The sequence below is a fragment of the Microvirga medicaginis genome (assembly GCF_052658925.1).
In genome coordinates this window covers 494,070-508,729 of the sequence record NZ_JBQWEL010000001.1, presented here as the reverse complement: position 1 = coordinate 508,729, position 14,660 = coordinate 494,070, and the positions used below count along the sequence as shown (strand labels likewise).

Here is a 14,660-nt window from a genome sequence, read left to right as displayed (position 1 = left end):
GATCAGGCCTCCTCGATCTTCGTGGCTGGGTCGAGGAAGACCTTGCCGGCGTTCTCGCGGGCAAGCTGGATGCGCTGCTGCGCCATCATCGCGTCCACGTCCATGACCTTGAGGACCTCGCCGCGGAACTGCTGCGCCATATGCCGAGCGAGGGACTAGTCGCGGGTGACCTTGACCGCCCGCAGGTGCTTCGGGGTGTTCGCGGCAGGGAAGACCGCAAACTGGGGCTCGGAGCGGTCCGACGCGATCGAGCCGGAGATGTCGGCCGGTGCGGAATCGCAGGCCTCAAGGACGGCGTTGTCGCCGAGCGTGAGCACGATGCCGTGGGGCTCCTGCCCGGCAGGCACCGGGATCCAGTCGCCGAGCGATCCGAAATTCCCGATCGTTTCAGAGAGACCGATCCGGCCCTTGCCACCGTACCGGGTGATGAGGTCGACCAGGCTCCAGGGAGCGTAGACGCGCTGGCCTTAGCGCAGACCGTCCATTGCCATGTCGTGAAGAACAACCGCCGGGCGCGCCACTACCAGTCTTACCCGGTGACTATCAGGACGGAACTCGAACACCGCATCTGGCGTGACATCGAGCAGCCTGCGTGAGGTTGTGCCTTGCCAACGGCCGAGGGACCCTGCCGTTCAAGAGGAGGTTCCCATGCGCAAATTTCTCGCCGCCGTCGGCCGGGCGATTGCCGAGGCTACCCGGGTAGCCTGGCAATTGGTCGTCATAGCAGGGAAACTCGCCTGGGCGCTCGTGCCCAAGCCGCCCGCGATCCAACCGCCAGTCAGCGCGGCCGAGGCCCTGGCCGACGAGATCGTGGCCGAGCATCTTGAGGACAAGTCGGCGATCTCGGGCGTGACGCACAGGAGCCCGCTCGGGGTGGCCGCGGCGCATTATGCAAGAGACCCGGCGATGGACGTGTCCGCTCTGCCGGAGGACATCCAAGTTTGGCTCGCCACCCTGACCGATGGCGAGCGCGCGAAGCTCGCCACGCTCATGCCTCACCAGATCGAGCGGCACGTCCGCGCCGGATCGGCGGCTGACCGGATCCGCGACCTTCCGCCGGTCATGCCGCTGCGGGTGGCTCAAGCGCGCGCAGCTGAGGCTTCCGCCGTCCGGGGGCTGAAGCGCCGCAAGGATCCGGACGATCAGCCGGAGCGCGAGCCGGCCTTCGCCATCTAAGAAGCAAAAGGCCCGCTCACCGGCGGGCCTTTTTCATGTCTGGGGGATTCGGTCAGTGCCGGGTCAGGCGGATCAGCGCGCCCTCGGCGCGGCATGCCCTGGCCTTGGTTTGTGCGAGCTCTTCGCGCAGCCGGGCATTCTCCGCGCGCTCAGCCGCGAGTTCCCGGCCCAGACGCTCGACGGCCGCCAAGGCATTCGCCTGCGAGGCCGCCTCCGCCCGCGCTTCGCGGACCGCCTGCTGGCGGGCGACGTCCGCCAAAGCCAGGGTCATCGCGGCACCTGCAATAACGGTGGTCGGGCGCTGCATCGGAAGGCCTCCTCGGTACTGACAAGCTTATACTTGTAGTGACCGGGGTGTCCGCGCAAGGGTGGATTTCTCGGACATGTCCGAGGTTGTCAAAAAGGGCACCCCCTTGAGCGCCCCGTTACTCCTATCAACTGAATCGTTTTTCCGAGTCCGACTTATCCAGCGGTTTTGGCCTTAGGATTGGCCGTTGCACGGCCCGCGGGAAACCTGCTGGGCATGCTTGAGATCGACGTTTCCCTCGACACCATCGCGTTCGACGCCAGCGTCGATGCCTACCTGAAGGACGACCTGCTCCCCGCCTTGGTCGACGCCATCAAAGACGTCGCCGAGATGGCGGAAGTGCGCCCGGTCGAGGCCATGGGCGAAGGCTTTGATCGGCCGAGCCCGTTCACGCTAGGTGGCGTCCAGTTCCTCCCGGCGCACCGCGGCGGCTCCCGCGGCCCGGCAGCGCTGATTTCCTTGATGCTGCGCCAGGCCGGCTACCTCGACCTGCAAATCCGCGGCATCTGGCCCGCCACGCGGGACGCGTACGGCGAGCTTCCGCGTGGACATGTCCTCAAGTGCTGCAGGATCCGAATGCGCTTCGGATGCAGATTAGGTATCCGGAGCCTAGTAGTCCAGAACGCCAGGTATCGATGCAAGTGCAGAGATCCACTTGGGATGGTTTCTGAACTCCTCCAAGATTTCCGGCGGGTAGGCTCTGCAGGCAACACCTTCGCGAGCACTCTGCAACTCCCGCTCATAGTCGCACATTCGGGTCCATGCTTCATAACGAATGGCCCCAGCACGAACCCCATTGCCCTCGGCCATCGCCTTGTTGAACGCAGGACCAAGCTCATCATCGTCTAGGTCCTTGGCCAACTTTGCCTCCAGCCAACCCTTAGCCTCTTCTAGCGCAGCCTCTCTGTCTCGTGTTGTTCCAGCAGCGATGCGACCCTCAGGGCCGGAGAGCTCATATGCCACTGTCCTCCAATCTTCCTTCTTCAGGCGGAATACACGCCCGTCCTCCCATATTTCCGTGGACCAGATCTCTTCCGGGTATCCGGACATCGTGTTCTCCATCATGAGGTCATTGCTGCAGGATGCTGGGGGCTCGTTTCGACTCATGGCAGATCCTCACCAAGACGTCCGGGTCTGTAGTCTTCGTCGTCGCGTCGAAGCTCGTGCCAACGGGTGTCACGGCCTTGCATCCATGCCCTGCGGCGGACCGTCGTCGACCCTGAGGAGCGGAGTCGGCAAGGCGTGATCCTGAACTTTACGGGAACGTGTTCGTCGTTCCGCTGTTTCTTGGCTTCCTGCAGCCGCTGATAATCTCTCTCAGCGGCAGCACGACCCGCCGCGTAGTCTTTAGCAAGTTCGGGGACCGTGCTGTGGTCCATGATCGGGAAGTAGTCCTCGGACCTATCACCAACTGCCCGGCGCGCCTCACGCGCAGCAATGATGCACAGCCGGCGGATCTCCCATATGCGCCACTCAATCTCCTGGACGTAGAACGGTACGGCGGAGCGAGCGCTAAGTTTAGCGGACGCTTGGTTCAAGAGCGCGTTCAATTCATCATTGACGGGCTCATAGGTGTCGTGGACCTTCTGGATGGCCGCATTAACGGCGATCCTCGTTTCACAAAGAAAGTGGAATTGAGCAGTCATGTAGAGCCTCAATGTCGATGATCTGTCAGAAGGCACGTGGTCTCATCGGATCCAACGTGAGGAATTCACCTTGGGCTATGCAGCGGTGGCCCGTTCCAGGAAAGCAGCTTGGAACACTGCCGCCCCCCTGCGCAGTCGGGGCGTCATCCGCCTTTGGTACGTCTCGAACTCCCACAGATACTGCTCCGAAATGCGGGGGCCACCCAGCGCCCTGACGCGGTCACACCATGCACGAGCACTGTTGTATTCGGGGATATCCCGAAGCTGCTGCCGTAAGACCTCTTCGACCAAGGCATCGTCCAGCTCATCGGTTACCTCTACGTGCCGCAGCAGGCCCCACATCTTCGTGCGTTCTTGATACTCCTCTTGCTGCCTCAAGGCCGTATCCGGGAGCTGGACCCAGCGGACCCAACCGGTCCCCATGCTGATGTTGCCTTCCTTCACAATCCGGACACATGCCGCCTCGGCCTCGGCCGCCCGTGCCTTCTGTTGGAGAATTTGCTCCCGCGTCACCTTCTTGGTCATCTCGGTCTCCGACGTGTGCGATGGGCACACCATGCCGGAACGGTGCTGAAAGTCTCGTGTTTCGTGCCACCTTGGTTAGCTTCTACTTGCTCATAGGGACTCTATGGTGGGTAATTGGCGGTCTCGGCCACAGAACTGCCTGACAACAACCTAACGGGCTTTCCAAAAGGCAGGCATACGCCGCTTGAGGCGGGTCTAGGCGTACGGGTGGTCCGCCACGTTCGCCTGCAATCTTTCGGCGACGTTAGCGCACTGCCCAGCAAGATCCTCAAAGTACCGGCGCCGCCGCTCCAGCATTGCCGCCAGGACAGGCCACACCCAAGCCGGAATAGGTCTCTCGCCGGCAGCCCAACGCCGCACGAGGCGCGGGTCGAGGCTATCCCGCTTCCCAGCCGGATGGCGGGGCCCGAGCAGCCGCGCCATTGGCTGCTGCCATTCCGCGCCGAGAAGCAGGCGGCCAGCCTTAGCTAGCGTTTCCTTGTCCATATCTTCTCCTCTCATTGGATGAAGCCGAAGTCGCGCAGCCGCCGGATGTATTCTGGCAGGAGGGTGAGGCTCTAGGGCTTACAGGCCCTGTTGCTGTACAGATCCTTTGGCGCGGTCACAAATTAGCTCGGTATGCTCTTACCTCCGCCTAAATCCACCCTGCCACCGTTATCGACCACGTTGCGCACGTTAGCGTTCAGCACGCCAACGCTGTCGAAGACCACGACGGTGAGGAGGTTGAAGCCGCATAGGCTAAGCTCGGAGCAGAGTAGGTGTGCATGTTGGATTTACCGAAAGATTGGTGCCCGAGCGGCGGGATGGGGATTCCCTCGTCGGATTTGGGGGGCCAAAGGGGACCACTGCCAGAGCCATGCCCAAACAAGAAAACTGGAACGATGACGCCCGTGAGACCCCGCTGGGCGAGTGCACTTTCGGTCAGAGTGTGGCTACGAGCCCATGGAGCGCTTGATCCGGATTGGGTTCTCCCGGCCTATGGCCCCAACGGAAGGCCCACCCTTCTCAACGGCAGCCACGCTCTACCCAGGTTATGGTCCAAGCCGCCTAAACGGATATCTTAGGAAGACTTCCGAGCTGTTCCTCCCTCTGGATCCTGTCCCCCTCCCGGCTCCCGCCGGCGAGGGGGCTTCTTTGCTCGTGGGCAGCGGCCTCGGACCGCTCAGGCCTTCGCCGTCCCGAGCGTGTCGGCCATGGTGGCACCGCGGGTGCCCATCGGCTTGTCCGGTCCGACCGTGCTGTCCTTGGCGGTCTGGTGCTCGATTTCGGAGTTCAGCTCAGCCCACAACAGCACGACGATGCTGGAGATCCGGATCCAGGTCATGAAGCCGATCACTGCGCCGAGCGAGCCGTAGGTGGCGTTGTAGCTGCCGAAGTTCGCCACGTACCACGAGAACAGCATCGAGCCGACCAGCCACAACACGGCGGCCACGAGACTGCCCGGCGTGACCCATTTCCACTCCGCCTTGTCGCGGCTCTGGCCGTAGCGGTAGATCACCGCCAGCCCGAGAACCACGACGGCCAGGAGGATCGGCCAGCGGGCGAGCGACAGCAGCCATTCGACGCCGCTGCCGAGCCCGACGAAGTCGAGCACGAGCGGCAGCACGACGATGCCGGCCAGCGCGAAGAGGACGAAGGCCAGCGCGCCCAGCGTGAAGGCAAGCGACTGAAGGTTCAGCTGCACGAAGCTCCGCTTCTCGTCCTCCTCGTAGACGATGTTGAGGGCGTCAAAGACCGCCTTCATGCCGGCATTGGCGCTCCACAGCGAGATCGCCAGCCCGATGATGAAGCTGAACCCCAAGGTGCCGCCGCCCTTCGAAGTGATGCGCTTGACCTGCTCGCCGATGACGTCGAGCGCGCCGCCCGGCAGCACGCCCGCGAGAGCATTGAGATGATCCTGGATCGTGGCCGGATCGGCGAAGAGGCCGTAGATCGACACCAGCGCCGCGATAGCCGGGAAGATGGCCAGCAGGGCGTAGTAGGTCACGCCGGCGGCCACCGCCATGAGCCGGTCCTGGCTGAACTCCTCCCAGGTGCGCCAGAGAATGTCCTTCCAGCCGAGGGCCGGAATTGCGGTGGGCGTGTCGGCACGGCGTCCGCGCCCTTTTTCCTCCGCCGCCCCGGGAGGGGCATGCCACTGCCCGCCCACGCCCGCAGGCGTGGGCCCGGACGATCCCGGCGTCAGGCCTCGTCCGTCGCCCGGCACGGCAACGGGGCGCCCGCTCCGCCTGACAACGAACCGGACCAGGGCCCAGCCCGCCACGATGGCCAGCATGGTGGCCGTTGCGGAGGGGACCTGGCCCCGCTGGTGAGACTTGGGCAAGGGCATCGTGGCAGTCATAACGTGGCGTGAACCTCGGGTGGTGCTGCCTGCCGTTCAGGCTTGGCTGTGAAACCAACCGGAACTGCGAGCCGAGGGTTCCCTCCTGCCAAGGCAACCAAGCGCGCCCCGACGCGCTGCGGTTGCAGGCGCTGCCCCATGGGCCTCGATGATCGCCACTTCACTCCCCACCGCCCGCGTGAGCGTCTGATGCCGCGCCTGGCCCGTTGCCGCCCCGCCGCGAAACCTTGGCCGGCCATGGGCATTAACATGGGTTAACAACGACAACGGACAGGTTCATGGCAATGCATCAGTTTCGTCCCGGTGATCGCGTTAAGCTTCGTAGCCTCTCCAGCGCGAACACCGCCGAAGCCTTTCTCGACCTCATGGTCCCGGCTGGCGTGCGCAAGTTTACCTCCGACGCGTGGGAGGTGATGCGCCTGCTGCCGCCCGACGGCACCGGGGCGCAGTACCACGTGCGGTCGGAGCGCGATGGGATGCAGCGGCGCGTGCACGAGGAGCAACTGGCTCCCGTCCACTGACCGCCGTGGCACCTCGAACATGGCCACGCTCCGGACATCCCATGCCGGCATCAACGATTTTCGCCACCCTTGCGCATGTCGCGGCCGCGACACGGGCGAACCGTTCTTCAAGTTCCCGAACACTTTGCACCCGAAGCTTGGCTAGTGGTTGACGTCCCGCCCACGGCTGCCAGTTAATGGTCCCAGGACGACAGGCTCGGATCGGCCCCGCCTTGGCTGCCTTGCCCGGCCGCTTGGGGCTCACACAGAGGAATCGGCATGGTTCAGCAGCTAACCACCGGCGAACGCCAGAACGCCCTGGTGATCCTTGTATGCATCGTCGCCGTCGGGGTGGCCATGGCGGCAGCCGGCGGCTCCGATGCGCTTGGCGTGCACGGGGTGATCGTTCTGCTCTTCGGCGCCGGCCTCGCTGCCCTGGTCATGCGGTCGTACTACGAGGCCGAGCCAGCCCAGGATCGTCTCTCGCACTACTATGACGACCCGACCAAGGTCGGCATCGCCCTGACGCTGGCCTGGGCGATCTTCGGCATGTTCATGGGTGTCTGGACCGCCGCCCAGCTGGCCTGGCCTGACCTCGCCTTCGACGCGGGCTGGTCGACCTTCGGGCGCCTGCGCCCGACCCACACGACCGGCGTGATCTTCGGCTTCGGGGGCAACGCCCTGATCGCCACCTCCTTCCACGTCGTGCAGCGCACCTCCCGTGCTCGCCTTGCAGGCCAGGTCAGCCCGTGGTTCGTGCTGCTCGGCTTCAACCTGTTCTGCGTCCTTGCTGTCACCGGGTACTTCATGGGCGTGACCCAATCGAAGGAGTACGCGGAAGCCGAATGGTACGCCGACCTGTGGCTGGTGGTCGTCTGGGTCACCTACTTCGTGCTTTTCCTGCGCACCATCGCCCGGCGCAAGGAGCCGCACATCTATGTCGCCAACTGGTACTACATGGCGTTCATCGTCGTGGTGGCGATCCTCCACATCGTCAACAACCTCGCCGTCCCGATCTCGTTCGGCCAGGCCAAGAGCTACACCATCTGGGCCGGCGTGCAGGATTCGATGGTGCAGTGGTGGTACGGCCACAACGCCGTCGCCTTCTTCCTCACGGCCGGCTTCTTGGCGATGCTCTACTACTACCTGCCGGTCCGGGCGCAGCGCCCGATCTTCTCCTACCGGCTCTCGATCCTCAGCTTCTGGGGCATCACGTTCTTCTACATGTGGGCCGGCTCCCACCACCTGCACTACACCGCCCTGCCGCACTGGGTGCAGAACCTCGGTATGACGTTCTCGGTGATGCTGCTTGTTCCCTCCTGGGCCTCGGCCGGCAATGCGCTGCTCACCCTCAATGGCGCTTGGCAGAAGGTCAGGGATGACGCGACCCTGCGCTTCATCTTCGTGGCGGTGGTCTTCTACGGGCTGTCGACCTTCGAGGGCTCGTTCCTGGCCATCCGGCCGGTCAACGCGCTGTCCCACTACACCGACTGGACCGTCGGCCACGTTCATGCGGGGGCGCTGGGCTGGGTGGCGTTCATCACCTTCGGGTCGATCTACACCCTGGTGCCCTCGCTCTGGAAGCGCGAGCGGATGTATTCGCCGGTGCTGGTGGAAGTCCACTTCTGGCTCGCCGTCGCAGGCACCCTCATCTACGTGTTCGCCATGTGGAACTCGGGCATCCTCCAGGGGCTGATGTGGCGCACCTACACGCAGGAGGGAACCCTCGCCTATTCCTTCCTCGACTCGCTCGTCGCCATGTACCCGTACTACATCGCGCGCGCCTTCGGCGGCCTGCTGTTCCTGCTCGGCGCCATGATCGCCGCCTTCAACATCTGGATGACCGTGCGTGCGGTGCCCGCCACCCTGGACCGCCGGGCGGATGTGCCCGACACGGGACTGGCGCCTGGCGCCGCAGCGACCCCGGCGGAGTGACATCATGGCCGAACTGTTTCACCGCAAGCTGGAGCGCACCGCCATCGGCTTCGTCGTCGCGATCATCGCCGCCGCCAGCGTCGGCGGCCTCGTCGAGATCGCGCCGCTCTTCACCATCCACACGACCGTCGAGGAGGCGCCGGATATGCGTCTCTACACGCCGCTGGAACTGGCCGGGCGCAACATCTACGTCCGCGAGGGCTGCTACGCCTGCCACAGCCAGATGATCCGCACCCTGCGCGACGAGGTCGAGCGCTACGGCCCGTACTCGCTGGCCGTGGAGTCCAAGTACGACCACCCGATGCTGTGGGGTTCGAAGCGCACCGGCCCGGACCTCGCCCGCATCGGCGGCAAGTACTCCGACTTCTGGCATGTCGCGCACCTCACCAACCCGCGTAGCGTGGTGCCGGAATCAAACATGCCGGCCTACGGCTTCCTCGCCCGCACCGCCCTGGACACGGAGGACCTCGGGCGGCATCTGCGGGCGCAGCGGTCGCTCGGCGTGCCCTACACGGACGAGATGATCGCCAATGCCGCCGGCGACGCCTTCGGGCAGGCGGCGCCCGACAGCCCGTTCGCCGCTGGCGTCACCGAGCGCTACGGCGACAAGACCCAGGTCAGCGCCTTCGACGGGGTGGTCACCCAACTTACCGAGATGGATGCGCTGGTTGCCTACCTGCAGGTGCTCGGGCGGCTGACCGATGCCGCCTATTCCAACACCGCGGCGCCGGAACAGGCGCCCAATCCCACCAACTGACGAGGGCGAAGGAGGACGGCTGATGGACATCGACCACGACACCCTCGTCGGCTTCGCCAAGAGCTGGGGCCTGTTTTATTTCATCGCCTTCAGCATCTGCGTGGCGGCCTACGCGTTCTGGCCGTCGAACCGGAAGCGTTTCGATGACGCCAAACGCAACATTCTCGATGGGGACGACCGGCCATGGCAGTAGAGGAACGCGATCCCGTCAGCGGCCGCCCGACGACGGGACACGAATGGAATGGCATCAAGGAGCTCGACACGCCGGTGCCGCGCGGCGTGCTGATGTTCATCATCGTCACGCACGTGTGGGCGCTGCTCTGGTGGATCCTGATGCCGACCTGGCCGATGGTCACCACCTACACCAAGGGCATCCTGGGGATCGACCAGCGCCAGGCCGTGCAGCAGGATCTGGTCACCGCACAGGCCGAGCGCGCGGCCTGGATGAAGGCCATCGAGACGGACAGCTACGAGCAGATCCAGGCCAACGCGGACCTGATGAGGGTCGTCCGCTCGACGGGGCGCCAGCTGTTCGGCGACAACTGCGCCGCCTGCCACGGGGCCGACGGCAGGGGCCGCGCCAACTATCCCGACCTGACGGACGACGACTGGCTCTGGGGCGGTGAGGTGGAGAAGATCGCCGAGACCATGCGGATCGGCATCAACTCGCGCCATCAGAACACCCGGGTCGCGCAGATGCCGGCCTTCGGACGCGACGCGATCCTGGACCGCACCCAAGTCGCGAATGTCGCGACTTACGTGCAATCCCTGTCCAATCCGGCCGTGTCGACGCCACAGAACGGCCCCCAGATCCATGCCGGGCGGGAGATCTTTCTCACCACCTGCGCCGCGTGCCACGGCGAGGACGGCAAGGGCAACCGGGAGGTCGGGGCCCCCAACCTGACCGATCAGTTCTGGCTTTACGGCGGCGACCTGCAGACCATTATCAACACGATCCACGGCGGGCGGCAGGGTCACATGCCGACCTGGGATGAGCGTCTGACCCCGGCGGAGATCAAGATCCTGGCGCTGTACGTCAACTCGCTGAGGGACGCGAAGCGATGACGGCCGGTCCCGTGGCAAAGCGGGCCAGGTGGCCCTTGCTGGCCTGGCTCCTGGCGGCCGCTGTGCTGCTCGTCGTGGCGGCCGCCAACGCGCATCTTGTCTACGTTGCGGTGGCCTCCCAGCCCGACTGCGTCGCCCACCTGAAGGAACCGGGCACCCAGGCGGGCGCGTACCGGGCGGCGAAGCCCGCCTGCTGAGAGAAAGATCGAGCGATGCACGATTTTGGGGAAGGCAGATGAGCGAAGCAGACGAGTCCTACGGACTTTTGAGCGAGACCTCCAGCATTGACGAGACGCGCAACCCGGCGCGGCAGCGCCACCTCCCGGCGCAGGCGGCGCTCAACTGGCTGCGGGCGGGCTGGCGCGACCTTCTGGTCCGGCCGGGCCTCAGCCTCGCCTATGGCGTTGCGGTCTTCGTGATCACTGCCCTCCTCGCCTGGGCCCTGATCGCCTCGGGTCGAGACTACATCCTGTTCCCCGCCATCGCCGGCTACATGATCGTCGCGCCCGTGCTGGCCATCGGCCTCTACGAGAAGAGCCGTGCCCTGGAGGCCGGCGAGCACCCGACGCTGGGCACCATGCTGCTCGTGCGGCCCCGGGCCGGGGCGCAGATCTTCTACACCGGACTGCTGCTCTGCCTGCTGATGCTGCTCTGGAACCGGGCCGCGGTCCTGGTGTACGCCCTGTTCTTCGGCGTCCGAGCCTTCCCCGGACTTGACGGGGTCGTCGCCATGCTCCTCACGACGCCGGTCGGCTGGGCGATGCTGATCGTCGGGACGCTCATCGGCGGCCTGTTCGCCGCCTTCGGGTTCGCGATCAGCGTGTTCTCGATCCCGATGCTGCTCGACCAGCGCACGGACGCCCTGACGGCCATGGGCACAAGCATGGCCATGGTCTGGAACAACCTCACCCCGATGATCGCCTGGGGCGCCGTCGTGCTGGCGCTGTTCGCGGTCAGCGCCGTGACGGGCTTCCTCGGCTTCATTGTCATCTTCCCGCTGCTGGGTCATGCCACCTGGCACGCCTACCGGGCCATGCGCTGATGCGCAGGCGGAGCGCCATGCCTTCGGGAGGATAGCGATGACCTGTTGCGCGCCCATCGCCGTTCCTTCCGACGTTCAGAGCTTAGGTCACCCTGAGGCCGCGCTGGAGGAGATCCGGCTGGCCAGCCGTGATCTCGGCAACGGCACGCGCCAGACAGACCTTTCCGTGCCGGGGGTCCATTGCGCCGCCTGCATAGCGGCGATCGAGCGGACGCTGAGGAAGTTGCCGGGCATCGAGGCCGCCCGGGTTAACCTGTCCATGAGGCGGGTCGCCGTCACCTGGCGCACCGCCGACGGCACGCCCCCCGACTTGATTGGCACCCTGCGCGGGATCGGCTACGAGGCGCACCTGTTCGCCATCGAGCGGGACGCGAGGGATCCGGAGCTGGCCCGCCTCGTCAAGGCTCTCGCTCTCGCGGGCTTCTGCGCCATGAACATCATGATGCTGTCGGTGTCGGTCTGGGCGGGGGCCGACGCCAGCTCCCGGCAGGCCTTCCACCTCATCTCCGCCCTGCTCGCCCTGCCGGCCCTCCTCTACTCCGGTCGGATCTTCTATGCCTCGGCCTGGTCGGCCCTGCGCCATGGCCGCACCAATATGGACGTTCCGATTTCCATCGGCGTGTCACTCGCCTTCGCCCTCAGCCTCTACGATACGCTCCACAACGCGCCGCATGCCTACTTCGACGCGGCGACCTCGCTGCTGTTCTTCCTGCTCATCGGCCGCACGCTCGACCACGTGATGCGCGAGCGGGCGCGCTCCGCCGTCGCGGGTCTGGCGCGGCTCGCCCCCGCCGGCGCCACAATCATCCGGGACGGGCGGCCGCTCTACATCCCGGTGTCGGAGATCGAGCCCGGTGCGGCGGTGCTCGTCGCCGCGGGCGAGCGCATCCCCGTCGACGGCGTAATCGACCAGGGCACATCCGAGCTCGACTGCTCGCTCGTTTCTGGCGAGTCCGCGCCCCGGAAGGCAGCGCTGGGCGAAGTGGTCCACGCGGGCGTGATGAACCTCACCGGGCCGTTGACAGTCCGGGCCACCGCGCGGGCCGACGACTCGTTCCTGGCGGAGATGGTCCGGATGATGGAAGCCGCCGAGGGCGGGCGGGCCCGCTACCGGCGGCTGGCCGACCGCGCCGCGGCGCTCTACTCGCCGGTCGTTCACACGCTGGCCCTGCTCTCCTTCCTAGGGTGGCTGATCGCCACCGGGGACTGGCACGTGTCCATCACCATTGCCATCGCCGTGCTGATCATCACCTGCCCCTGCGCCCTGGGGCTGGCGGTGCCCATCGTGCAGGTGGTCGCCGCGCGCCGCCTGTTCGAACGGGGGATCATGGTCAAGGACGGCTCCGCCCTGGAGCGTCTGGCCGAGATCGACGGCGTGGCCTTCGACAAGACCGGCACCCTGACGCTGGGCAGGCCTACCTTGGTCAACGCGGACGAGGTCGCTCCGTCGGCGATGCGGATCGTCTCGGCGATGACCATGGGCTCGCGCCATCCGGCGGCACAGGCGATTGCCGCGGCTGCGGCGCAGCGCGTGTCTCAGGTCCCGGCGTTCGACCGGATCGAGGAGGTCCCCGGCCTGGGGCTCGAAGGCCGGCTCGGCGACGCCACGTACCGGCTCGGCCGGCTGGGCTGGGCGACAGGGCAATGGGTTCGGGACGACGCCTCTACAGCCGCCTCGATCTCGGTCCTGGCCCGAGATGGCGAACTGCTGGCGACCTTCGTGCTGGAGGACCGCGTCCGCCGTGACGCGCGGGAGACCGTGGACGGGATGAGGCGCCAGGGCTTGACGGTGGAGATCCTCTCCGGCGACCGGGCGGCGGTGGTCGAGGATCTGGCGACGAAGCTCGGGATCCGGGACTTCGCGGCGGGGCTCCTGCCGGCGGAAAAGGCGGCACGGGTCGCGGCGCATGAGGCCGCAGGCCGGAAGGCCTTGATGGTCGGGGACGGCCTGAACGACGCGCCCGCCCTGTCGGCCGCCTACGTGTCCATGGCTCCCGCCACCGCGGCCGACATCGGCCGCAATGCTGCGGATTTCGTGTTCCTGAACGAAAGCCTGTCCGCTGTCGGCGACGCCCTTGGGATCTCACGCCGGTCCCGGCGGTTGATCCTCCAGAACTTCGTTCTGGCAGTCGGCTACAATGCGCTGGCGGTGCCCGTGGCGGTGCTCGGCTATGTGACGCCCCTCGTCGCGGCGGTCGCGATGTCGTTGTCCTCGATCATCGTCGTCGCCAACGCCATGAGGCTGTCACCGGCCCGCAAGGCCGCATGAGGCCAAGGACCCGGAGGAGGATCGGATGGGTTCCATGTGGTGGTTGATCCTCATCGCCCTGGGCATGGGACTGGCCGGCCTCGCCGCCTTCCTGTGGTCCCTCCGCAACGGGCAATACGACGATCTGGATGGAGCGGCGGAACGGGTCCTTCTCGAAGAGGATCCGGGCGACGAAGGTCAGGCCCGTCCGTAAAGGTGATATTCCCTGCATCGCCGGGCCCGTTCGGCACCGGGCGCGGCGCAGCGTCTGTCAGACGAGGTCGCGGATCACCGCCACCAGCGTCATGCCAAGTGCCGCGAGACTCGGCACCAGCACGGCGGCCCCCGAAGCCAGGGCGAGGATCGCCACCCAATCGAACGGCTTGTCAACGAAGCGAGGCACGGTCTGGCCCTCCTTGCCCGATTTCCATCCAACGAATCCCAAACTGCCTCCGTTCCAGCGGCCGCCTCAAACCGTTCGATGTCTCCGGCCCAAAGAGCACGGAAGCCGGGAGTGCGATCACGGTCTCTGGCCGGCAGGTTGGGATGCAGGCATCGACGAATCCGAAAGGACACCTGGAGCAGGAGGAGCAGCCTACCGGACCCGCAGCAGTCTTGGAAGCCTACGGGAAATACCTGAGCCACCACAGGCTCCGCGCTTGAGGCAGATCAACCCCTTGCCTTGTGCTGGCGTAAGGTTGTGCGGTTCTCAAACCATCAGGCGCCGCCATGCCCGCGATCACAGGACCGGTCTTCGTCGTCGACGATGGCGCCGCCGTCCGGCAGTCATTGAAGTTTGCCTTGGAGCAGGAGGGCCTGGAGGTGCGCCTCTACGAGGATGGCGCTCGGCTCCTCGCCGATGGTGAGCTGCCTTCGACCGGCTGCCTTGTCGTCGACCTCACGATGCCCGGGATGGACGGCATCCACCTTGTGAGCAGGCTTCGGGAGCAGCACTTTGACCTCCCTGCGATCCTGATCACCACCCCAGGTTCCCCCTGGCTGCGGGAGCGCGCCATGAGGACAGGCTTTCTTCTGGTGCTGGAAAAGCCCCTGGAGGACAATGCCCTGCTTGACGGCATCACCGGAGCGCTGGCGGCTTCCCAGTAGGACCGCCTAGA

20 protein-coding genes are annotated in these 14,660 nt (G+C 65.9%); 13 read left to right on the top strand and 7 right to left on the bottom strand.

Annotation, left to right across the window (positions count from 1 at the left end; genetic code table 11):
* Positions 1 to 2: 2 nt before the first annotated feature.
* Positions 3 to 140, bottom strand: coding sequence for a hypothetical protein (locus tag ACUXUR_RS02515; protein ID WP_445500740.1), 138 nt, complete (start codon positions 138 to 140; stop codon positions 3 to 5).
* On the opposite strand from ACUXUR_RS02515, the gene ACUXUR_RS02510 reads away from it, so the two are divergent.
* Together ACUXUR_RS02510 and ACUXUR_RS02505 are read left to right on the top strand one after the other, a co-directional pair.
* Positions 141 to 596 (top strand): hypothetical protein, encoded by a 456-nt coding sequence (locus tag ACUXUR_RS02510; RefSeq protein ID WP_445500739.1) that lies wholly within the window; start codon positions 141 to 143, stop codon positions 594 to 596.
* A 52-nt stretch (positions 597 to 648) separates the two neighbouring features.
* Complete coding sequence (locus ACUXUR_RS02505; protein ID WP_445500738.1) at positions 649 to 1,176, top strand: hypothetical protein; 528 nt, start codon at positions 649 to 651, stop codon at positions 1,174 to 1,176.
* 52 nt (positions 1,177 to 1,228) lie between these two features.
* Here ACUXUR_RS02505 and ACUXUR_RS02500 read toward each other — a convergent pair whose 3' ends face one another.
* Entirely contained in the window at positions 1,229 to 1,483 is a 255-nt protein-coding gene (locus tag ACUXUR_RS02500) for a hypothetical protein (RefSeq protein ID WP_445500737.1), read from the bottom strand.
* A gap of 216 nt (positions 1,484 to 1,699) precedes the next feature.
* On the opposite strand from ACUXUR_RS02500, the gene ACUXUR_RS02495 reads away from it, so the two are divergent.
* Positions 1,700 to 2,332: a hypothetical protein gene (locus ACUXUR_RS02495; protein ID WP_445500736.1), complete on the top strand. Its 633-nt coding sequence runs from the start codon at positions 1,700 to 1,702 to the stop codon at positions 2,330 to 2,332.
* A 254-nt stretch (positions 2,333 to 2,586) separates the two neighbouring features.
* Here ACUXUR_RS02495 and ACUXUR_RS02490 read toward each other — a convergent pair whose 3' ends face one another.
* The 4 genes from ACUXUR_RS02490 to ACUXUR_RS02475 form a co-directional block, all read right to left on the bottom strand.
* A complete protein-coding gene (locus tag ACUXUR_RS02490) occupies positions 2,587 to 3,129 on the bottom strand; it encodes a hypothetical protein (RefSeq protein WP_445500735.1) in 543 nt (180 codons plus the stop codon).
* A 75-nt stretch (positions 3,130 to 3,204) separates the two neighbouring features.
* On the bottom strand, positions 3,205 to 3,654 hold the full coding sequence (locus ACUXUR_RS02485) for a hypothetical protein (RefSeq protein ID WP_445500734.1): 450 nt from the start codon (positions 3,652 to 3,654) through the stop codon (positions 3,205 to 3,207).
* 195 nt (positions 3,655 to 3,849) lie between these two features.
* Positions 3,850 to 4,155, bottom strand: a complete 306-nt coding sequence (locus ACUXUR_RS02480; protein WP_445500733.1) for a hypothetical protein — start codon at positions 4,153 to 4,155, stop codon at positions 3,850 to 3,852.
* A 661-nt stretch (positions 4,156 to 4,816) separates the two neighbouring features.
* A complete protein-coding gene (locus ACUXUR_RS02475) occupies positions 4,817 to 5,995 on the bottom strand; it encodes a YihY/virulence factor BrkB family protein (protein WP_445500732.1) in 1,179 nt (392 codons plus the stop codon).
* A 278-nt stretch (positions 5,996 to 6,273) separates the two neighbouring features.
* Here ACUXUR_RS02475 and ACUXUR_RS02470 point away from each other — a divergent pair, with 278 nt between their 5' ends.
* From ACUXUR_RS02470 to ccoS, 9 genes are all read left to right on the top strand, one after another.
* Positions 6,274 to 6,516, top strand: a complete 243-nt coding sequence (locus tag ACUXUR_RS02470) for a hypothetical protein (protein ID WP_445500731.1) — start codon at positions 6,274 to 6,276, stop codon at positions 6,514 to 6,516.
* Between the two features lie 258 nt (positions 6,517 to 6,774).
* Positions 6,775 to 8,430 (top strand): cytochrome-c oxidase, cbb3-type subunit I, encoded by a 1,656-nt coding sequence (ccoN, locus tag ACUXUR_RS02465; protein WP_445500730.1) that lies wholly within the window; start codon positions 6,775 to 6,777, stop codon positions 8,428 to 8,430.
* A 4-nt stretch (positions 8,431 to 8,434) separates the two neighbouring features.
* Entirely contained in the window at positions 8,435 to 9,187 is a 753-nt protein-coding gene (gene ccoO / locus ACUXUR_RS02460; RefSeq protein ID WP_445500729.1) for a cytochrome-c oxidase, cbb3-type subunit II, read from the top strand.
* Positions 9,188 to 9,209: 22 nt separating this feature from the next.
* Positions 9,210 to 9,380, top strand: a complete 171-nt coding sequence (locus ACUXUR_RS02455) for a cbb3-type cytochrome c oxidase subunit 3 (protein ID WP_445500728.1) — start codon at positions 9,210 to 9,212, stop codon at positions 9,378 to 9,380.
* Positions 9,371 to 10,252, top strand: a complete 882-nt coding sequence (gene ccoP, locus ACUXUR_RS02450) for a cytochrome-c oxidase, cbb3-type subunit III (protein WP_445500727.1) — start codon at positions 9,371 to 9,373, stop codon at positions 10,250 to 10,252. The genes ACUXUR_RS02455 and ccoP overlap by 10 nt, the downstream gene beginning before the upstream one ends.
* A complete protein-coding gene (locus ACUXUR_RS02445) occupies positions 10,249 to 10,449 on the top strand; it encodes a hypothetical protein (protein WP_445500726.1) in 201 nt (66 codons plus the stop codon). Before ccoP ends, ACUXUR_RS02445 begins: the two co-directional genes overlap by 4 nt.
* Before the next feature lie 38 nt (positions 10,450 to 10,487).
* Positions 10,488 to 11,294, top strand: coding sequence for a DUF2189 domain-containing protein (locus ACUXUR_RS02440; protein WP_445500725.1), 807 nt, complete (start codon positions 10,488 to 10,490; stop codon positions 11,292 to 11,294).
* Between the two features lie 37 nt (positions 11,295 to 11,331).
* On the top strand, positions 11,332 to 13,563 hold the full coding sequence (locus ACUXUR_RS02435) for a heavy metal translocating P-type ATPase (protein WP_445500724.1): 2,232 nt from the start codon (positions 11,332 to 11,334) through the stop codon (positions 13,561 to 13,563).
* Between the two features lie 25 nt (positions 13,564 to 13,588).
* A complete protein-coding gene (gene ccoS, locus ACUXUR_RS02430; RefSeq protein ID WP_445500723.1) occupies positions 13,589 to 13,756 on the top strand; it encodes a cbb3-type cytochrome oxidase assembly protein CcoS in 168 nt (55 codons plus the stop codon).
* A 57-nt stretch (positions 13,757 to 13,813) separates the two neighbouring features.
* Here ccoS and ACUXUR_RS02425 read toward each other — a convergent pair whose 3' ends face one another.
* Positions 13,814 to 13,945, bottom strand: a complete 132-nt coding sequence (locus ACUXUR_RS02425) for a hypothetical protein (RefSeq protein WP_262031272.1) — start codon at positions 13,943 to 13,945, stop codon at positions 13,814 to 13,816.
* A 326-nt stretch (positions 13,946 to 14,271) separates the two neighbouring features.
* Here ACUXUR_RS02425 and ACUXUR_RS02420 point away from each other — a divergent pair, with 326 nt between their 5' ends.
* Positions 14,272 to 14,649 carry a response regulator transcription factor gene (locus ACUXUR_RS02420; protein WP_445500722.1) on the top strand — a complete coding sequence of 126 codons (378 nt, stop codon included), beginning with the start codon at positions 14,272 to 14,274 and terminating at the stop codon, positions 14,647 to 14,649.
* The last annotated feature ends 11 nt before the right edge of the window (positions 14,650 to 14,660 follow it).

What these genes read in the sequence shown, in the direction of transcription:
- ACUXUR_RS02445 (WP_445500726.1), top strand. Translation starts at nt 10,249, where the DNA reads ATGACGGCCGGTCCCGTGGCAAAGCGGGCCAGGTGGCCCTTGCTGGCC.
- ACUXUR_RS02485 (WP_445500734.1), bottom strand. Translation starts at nt 3,654, where the DNA reads ATGACCAAGAAGGTGACGCGGGAGCAAATTCTCCAACAGAAGGCACGG.
- ACUXUR_RS02510 (WP_445500739.1), top strand. Translation starts at nt 141, where the DNA reads ATGCCGAGCGAGGGACTAGTCGCGGGTGACCTTGACCGCCCGCAGGTG.
- ccoO (WP_445500729.1), top strand. Translation starts at nt 8,435, where the DNA reads ATGGCCGAACTGTTTCACCGCAAGCTGGAGCGCACCGCCATCGGCTTC.
- ACUXUR_RS02480 (WP_445500733.1), bottom strand. Translation starts at nt 4,155, where the DNA reads ATGAGAGGAGAAGATATGGACAAGGAAACGCTAGCTAAGGCTGGCCGC.
- ccoS (WP_445500723.1), top strand. Translation starts at nt 13,589, where the DNA reads ATGGGTTCCATGTGGTGGTTGATCCTCATCGCCCTGGGCATGGGACTG.
- ACUXUR_RS02495 (WP_445500736.1), top strand. Translation starts at nt 1,700, where the DNA reads ATGCTTGAGATCGACGTTTCCCTCGACACCATCGCGTTCGACGCCAGC.
- ACUXUR_RS02515 (WP_445500740.1), bottom strand. Translation starts at nt 140, where the DNA reads ATGGCGCAGCAGTTCCGCGGCGAGGTCCTCAAGGTCATGGACGTGGAC.
- ACUXUR_RS02420 (WP_445500722.1), top strand. Translation starts at nt 14,272, where the DNA reads ATGCCCGCGATCACAGGACCGGTCTTCGTCGTCGACGATGGCGCCGCC.
- ccoN (WP_445500730.1), top strand. Translation starts at nt 6,775, where the DNA reads ATGGTTCAGCAGCTAACCACCGGCGAACGCCAGAACGCCCTGGTGATC.
- ACUXUR_RS02470 (WP_445500731.1), top strand. Translation starts at nt 6,274, where the DNA reads ATGGCAATGCATCAGTTTCGTCCCGGTGATCGCGTTAAGCTTCGTAGC.
- ACUXUR_RS02505 (WP_445500738.1), top strand. Translation starts at nt 649, where the DNA reads ATGCGCAAATTTCTCGCCGCCGTCGGCCGGGCGATTGCCGAGGCTACC.
- ACUXUR_RS02490 (WP_445500735.1), bottom strand. Translation starts at nt 3,129, where the DNA reads ATGACTGCTCAATTCCACTTTCTTTGTGAAACGAGGATCGCCGTTAAT.
- ACUXUR_RS02435 (WP_445500724.1), top strand. Translation starts at nt 11,332, where the DNA reads ATGACCTGTTGCGCGCCCATCGCCGTTCCTTCCGACGTTCAGAGCTTA.
- ACUXUR_RS02500 (WP_445500737.1), bottom strand. Translation starts at nt 1,483, where the DNA reads ATGCAGCGCCCGACCACCGTTATTGCAGGTGCCGCGATGACCCTGGCT.
- ccoP (WP_445500727.1), top strand. Translation starts at nt 9,371, where the DNA reads ATGGCAGTAGAGGAACGCGATCCCGTCAGCGGCCGCCCGACGACGGGA.
- ACUXUR_RS02455 (WP_445500728.1), top strand. Translation starts at nt 9,210, where the DNA reads ATGGACATCGACCACGACACCCTCGTCGGCTTCGCCAAGAGCTGGGGC.
- ACUXUR_RS02440 (WP_445500725.1), top strand. Translation starts at nt 10,488, where the DNA reads ATGAGCGAAGCAGACGAGTCCTACGGACTTTTGAGCGAGACCTCCAGC.
- ACUXUR_RS02475 (WP_445500732.1), bottom strand. Translation starts at nt 5,995, where the DNA reads ATGACTGCCACGATGCCCTTGCCCAAGTCTCACCAGCGGGGCCAGGTC.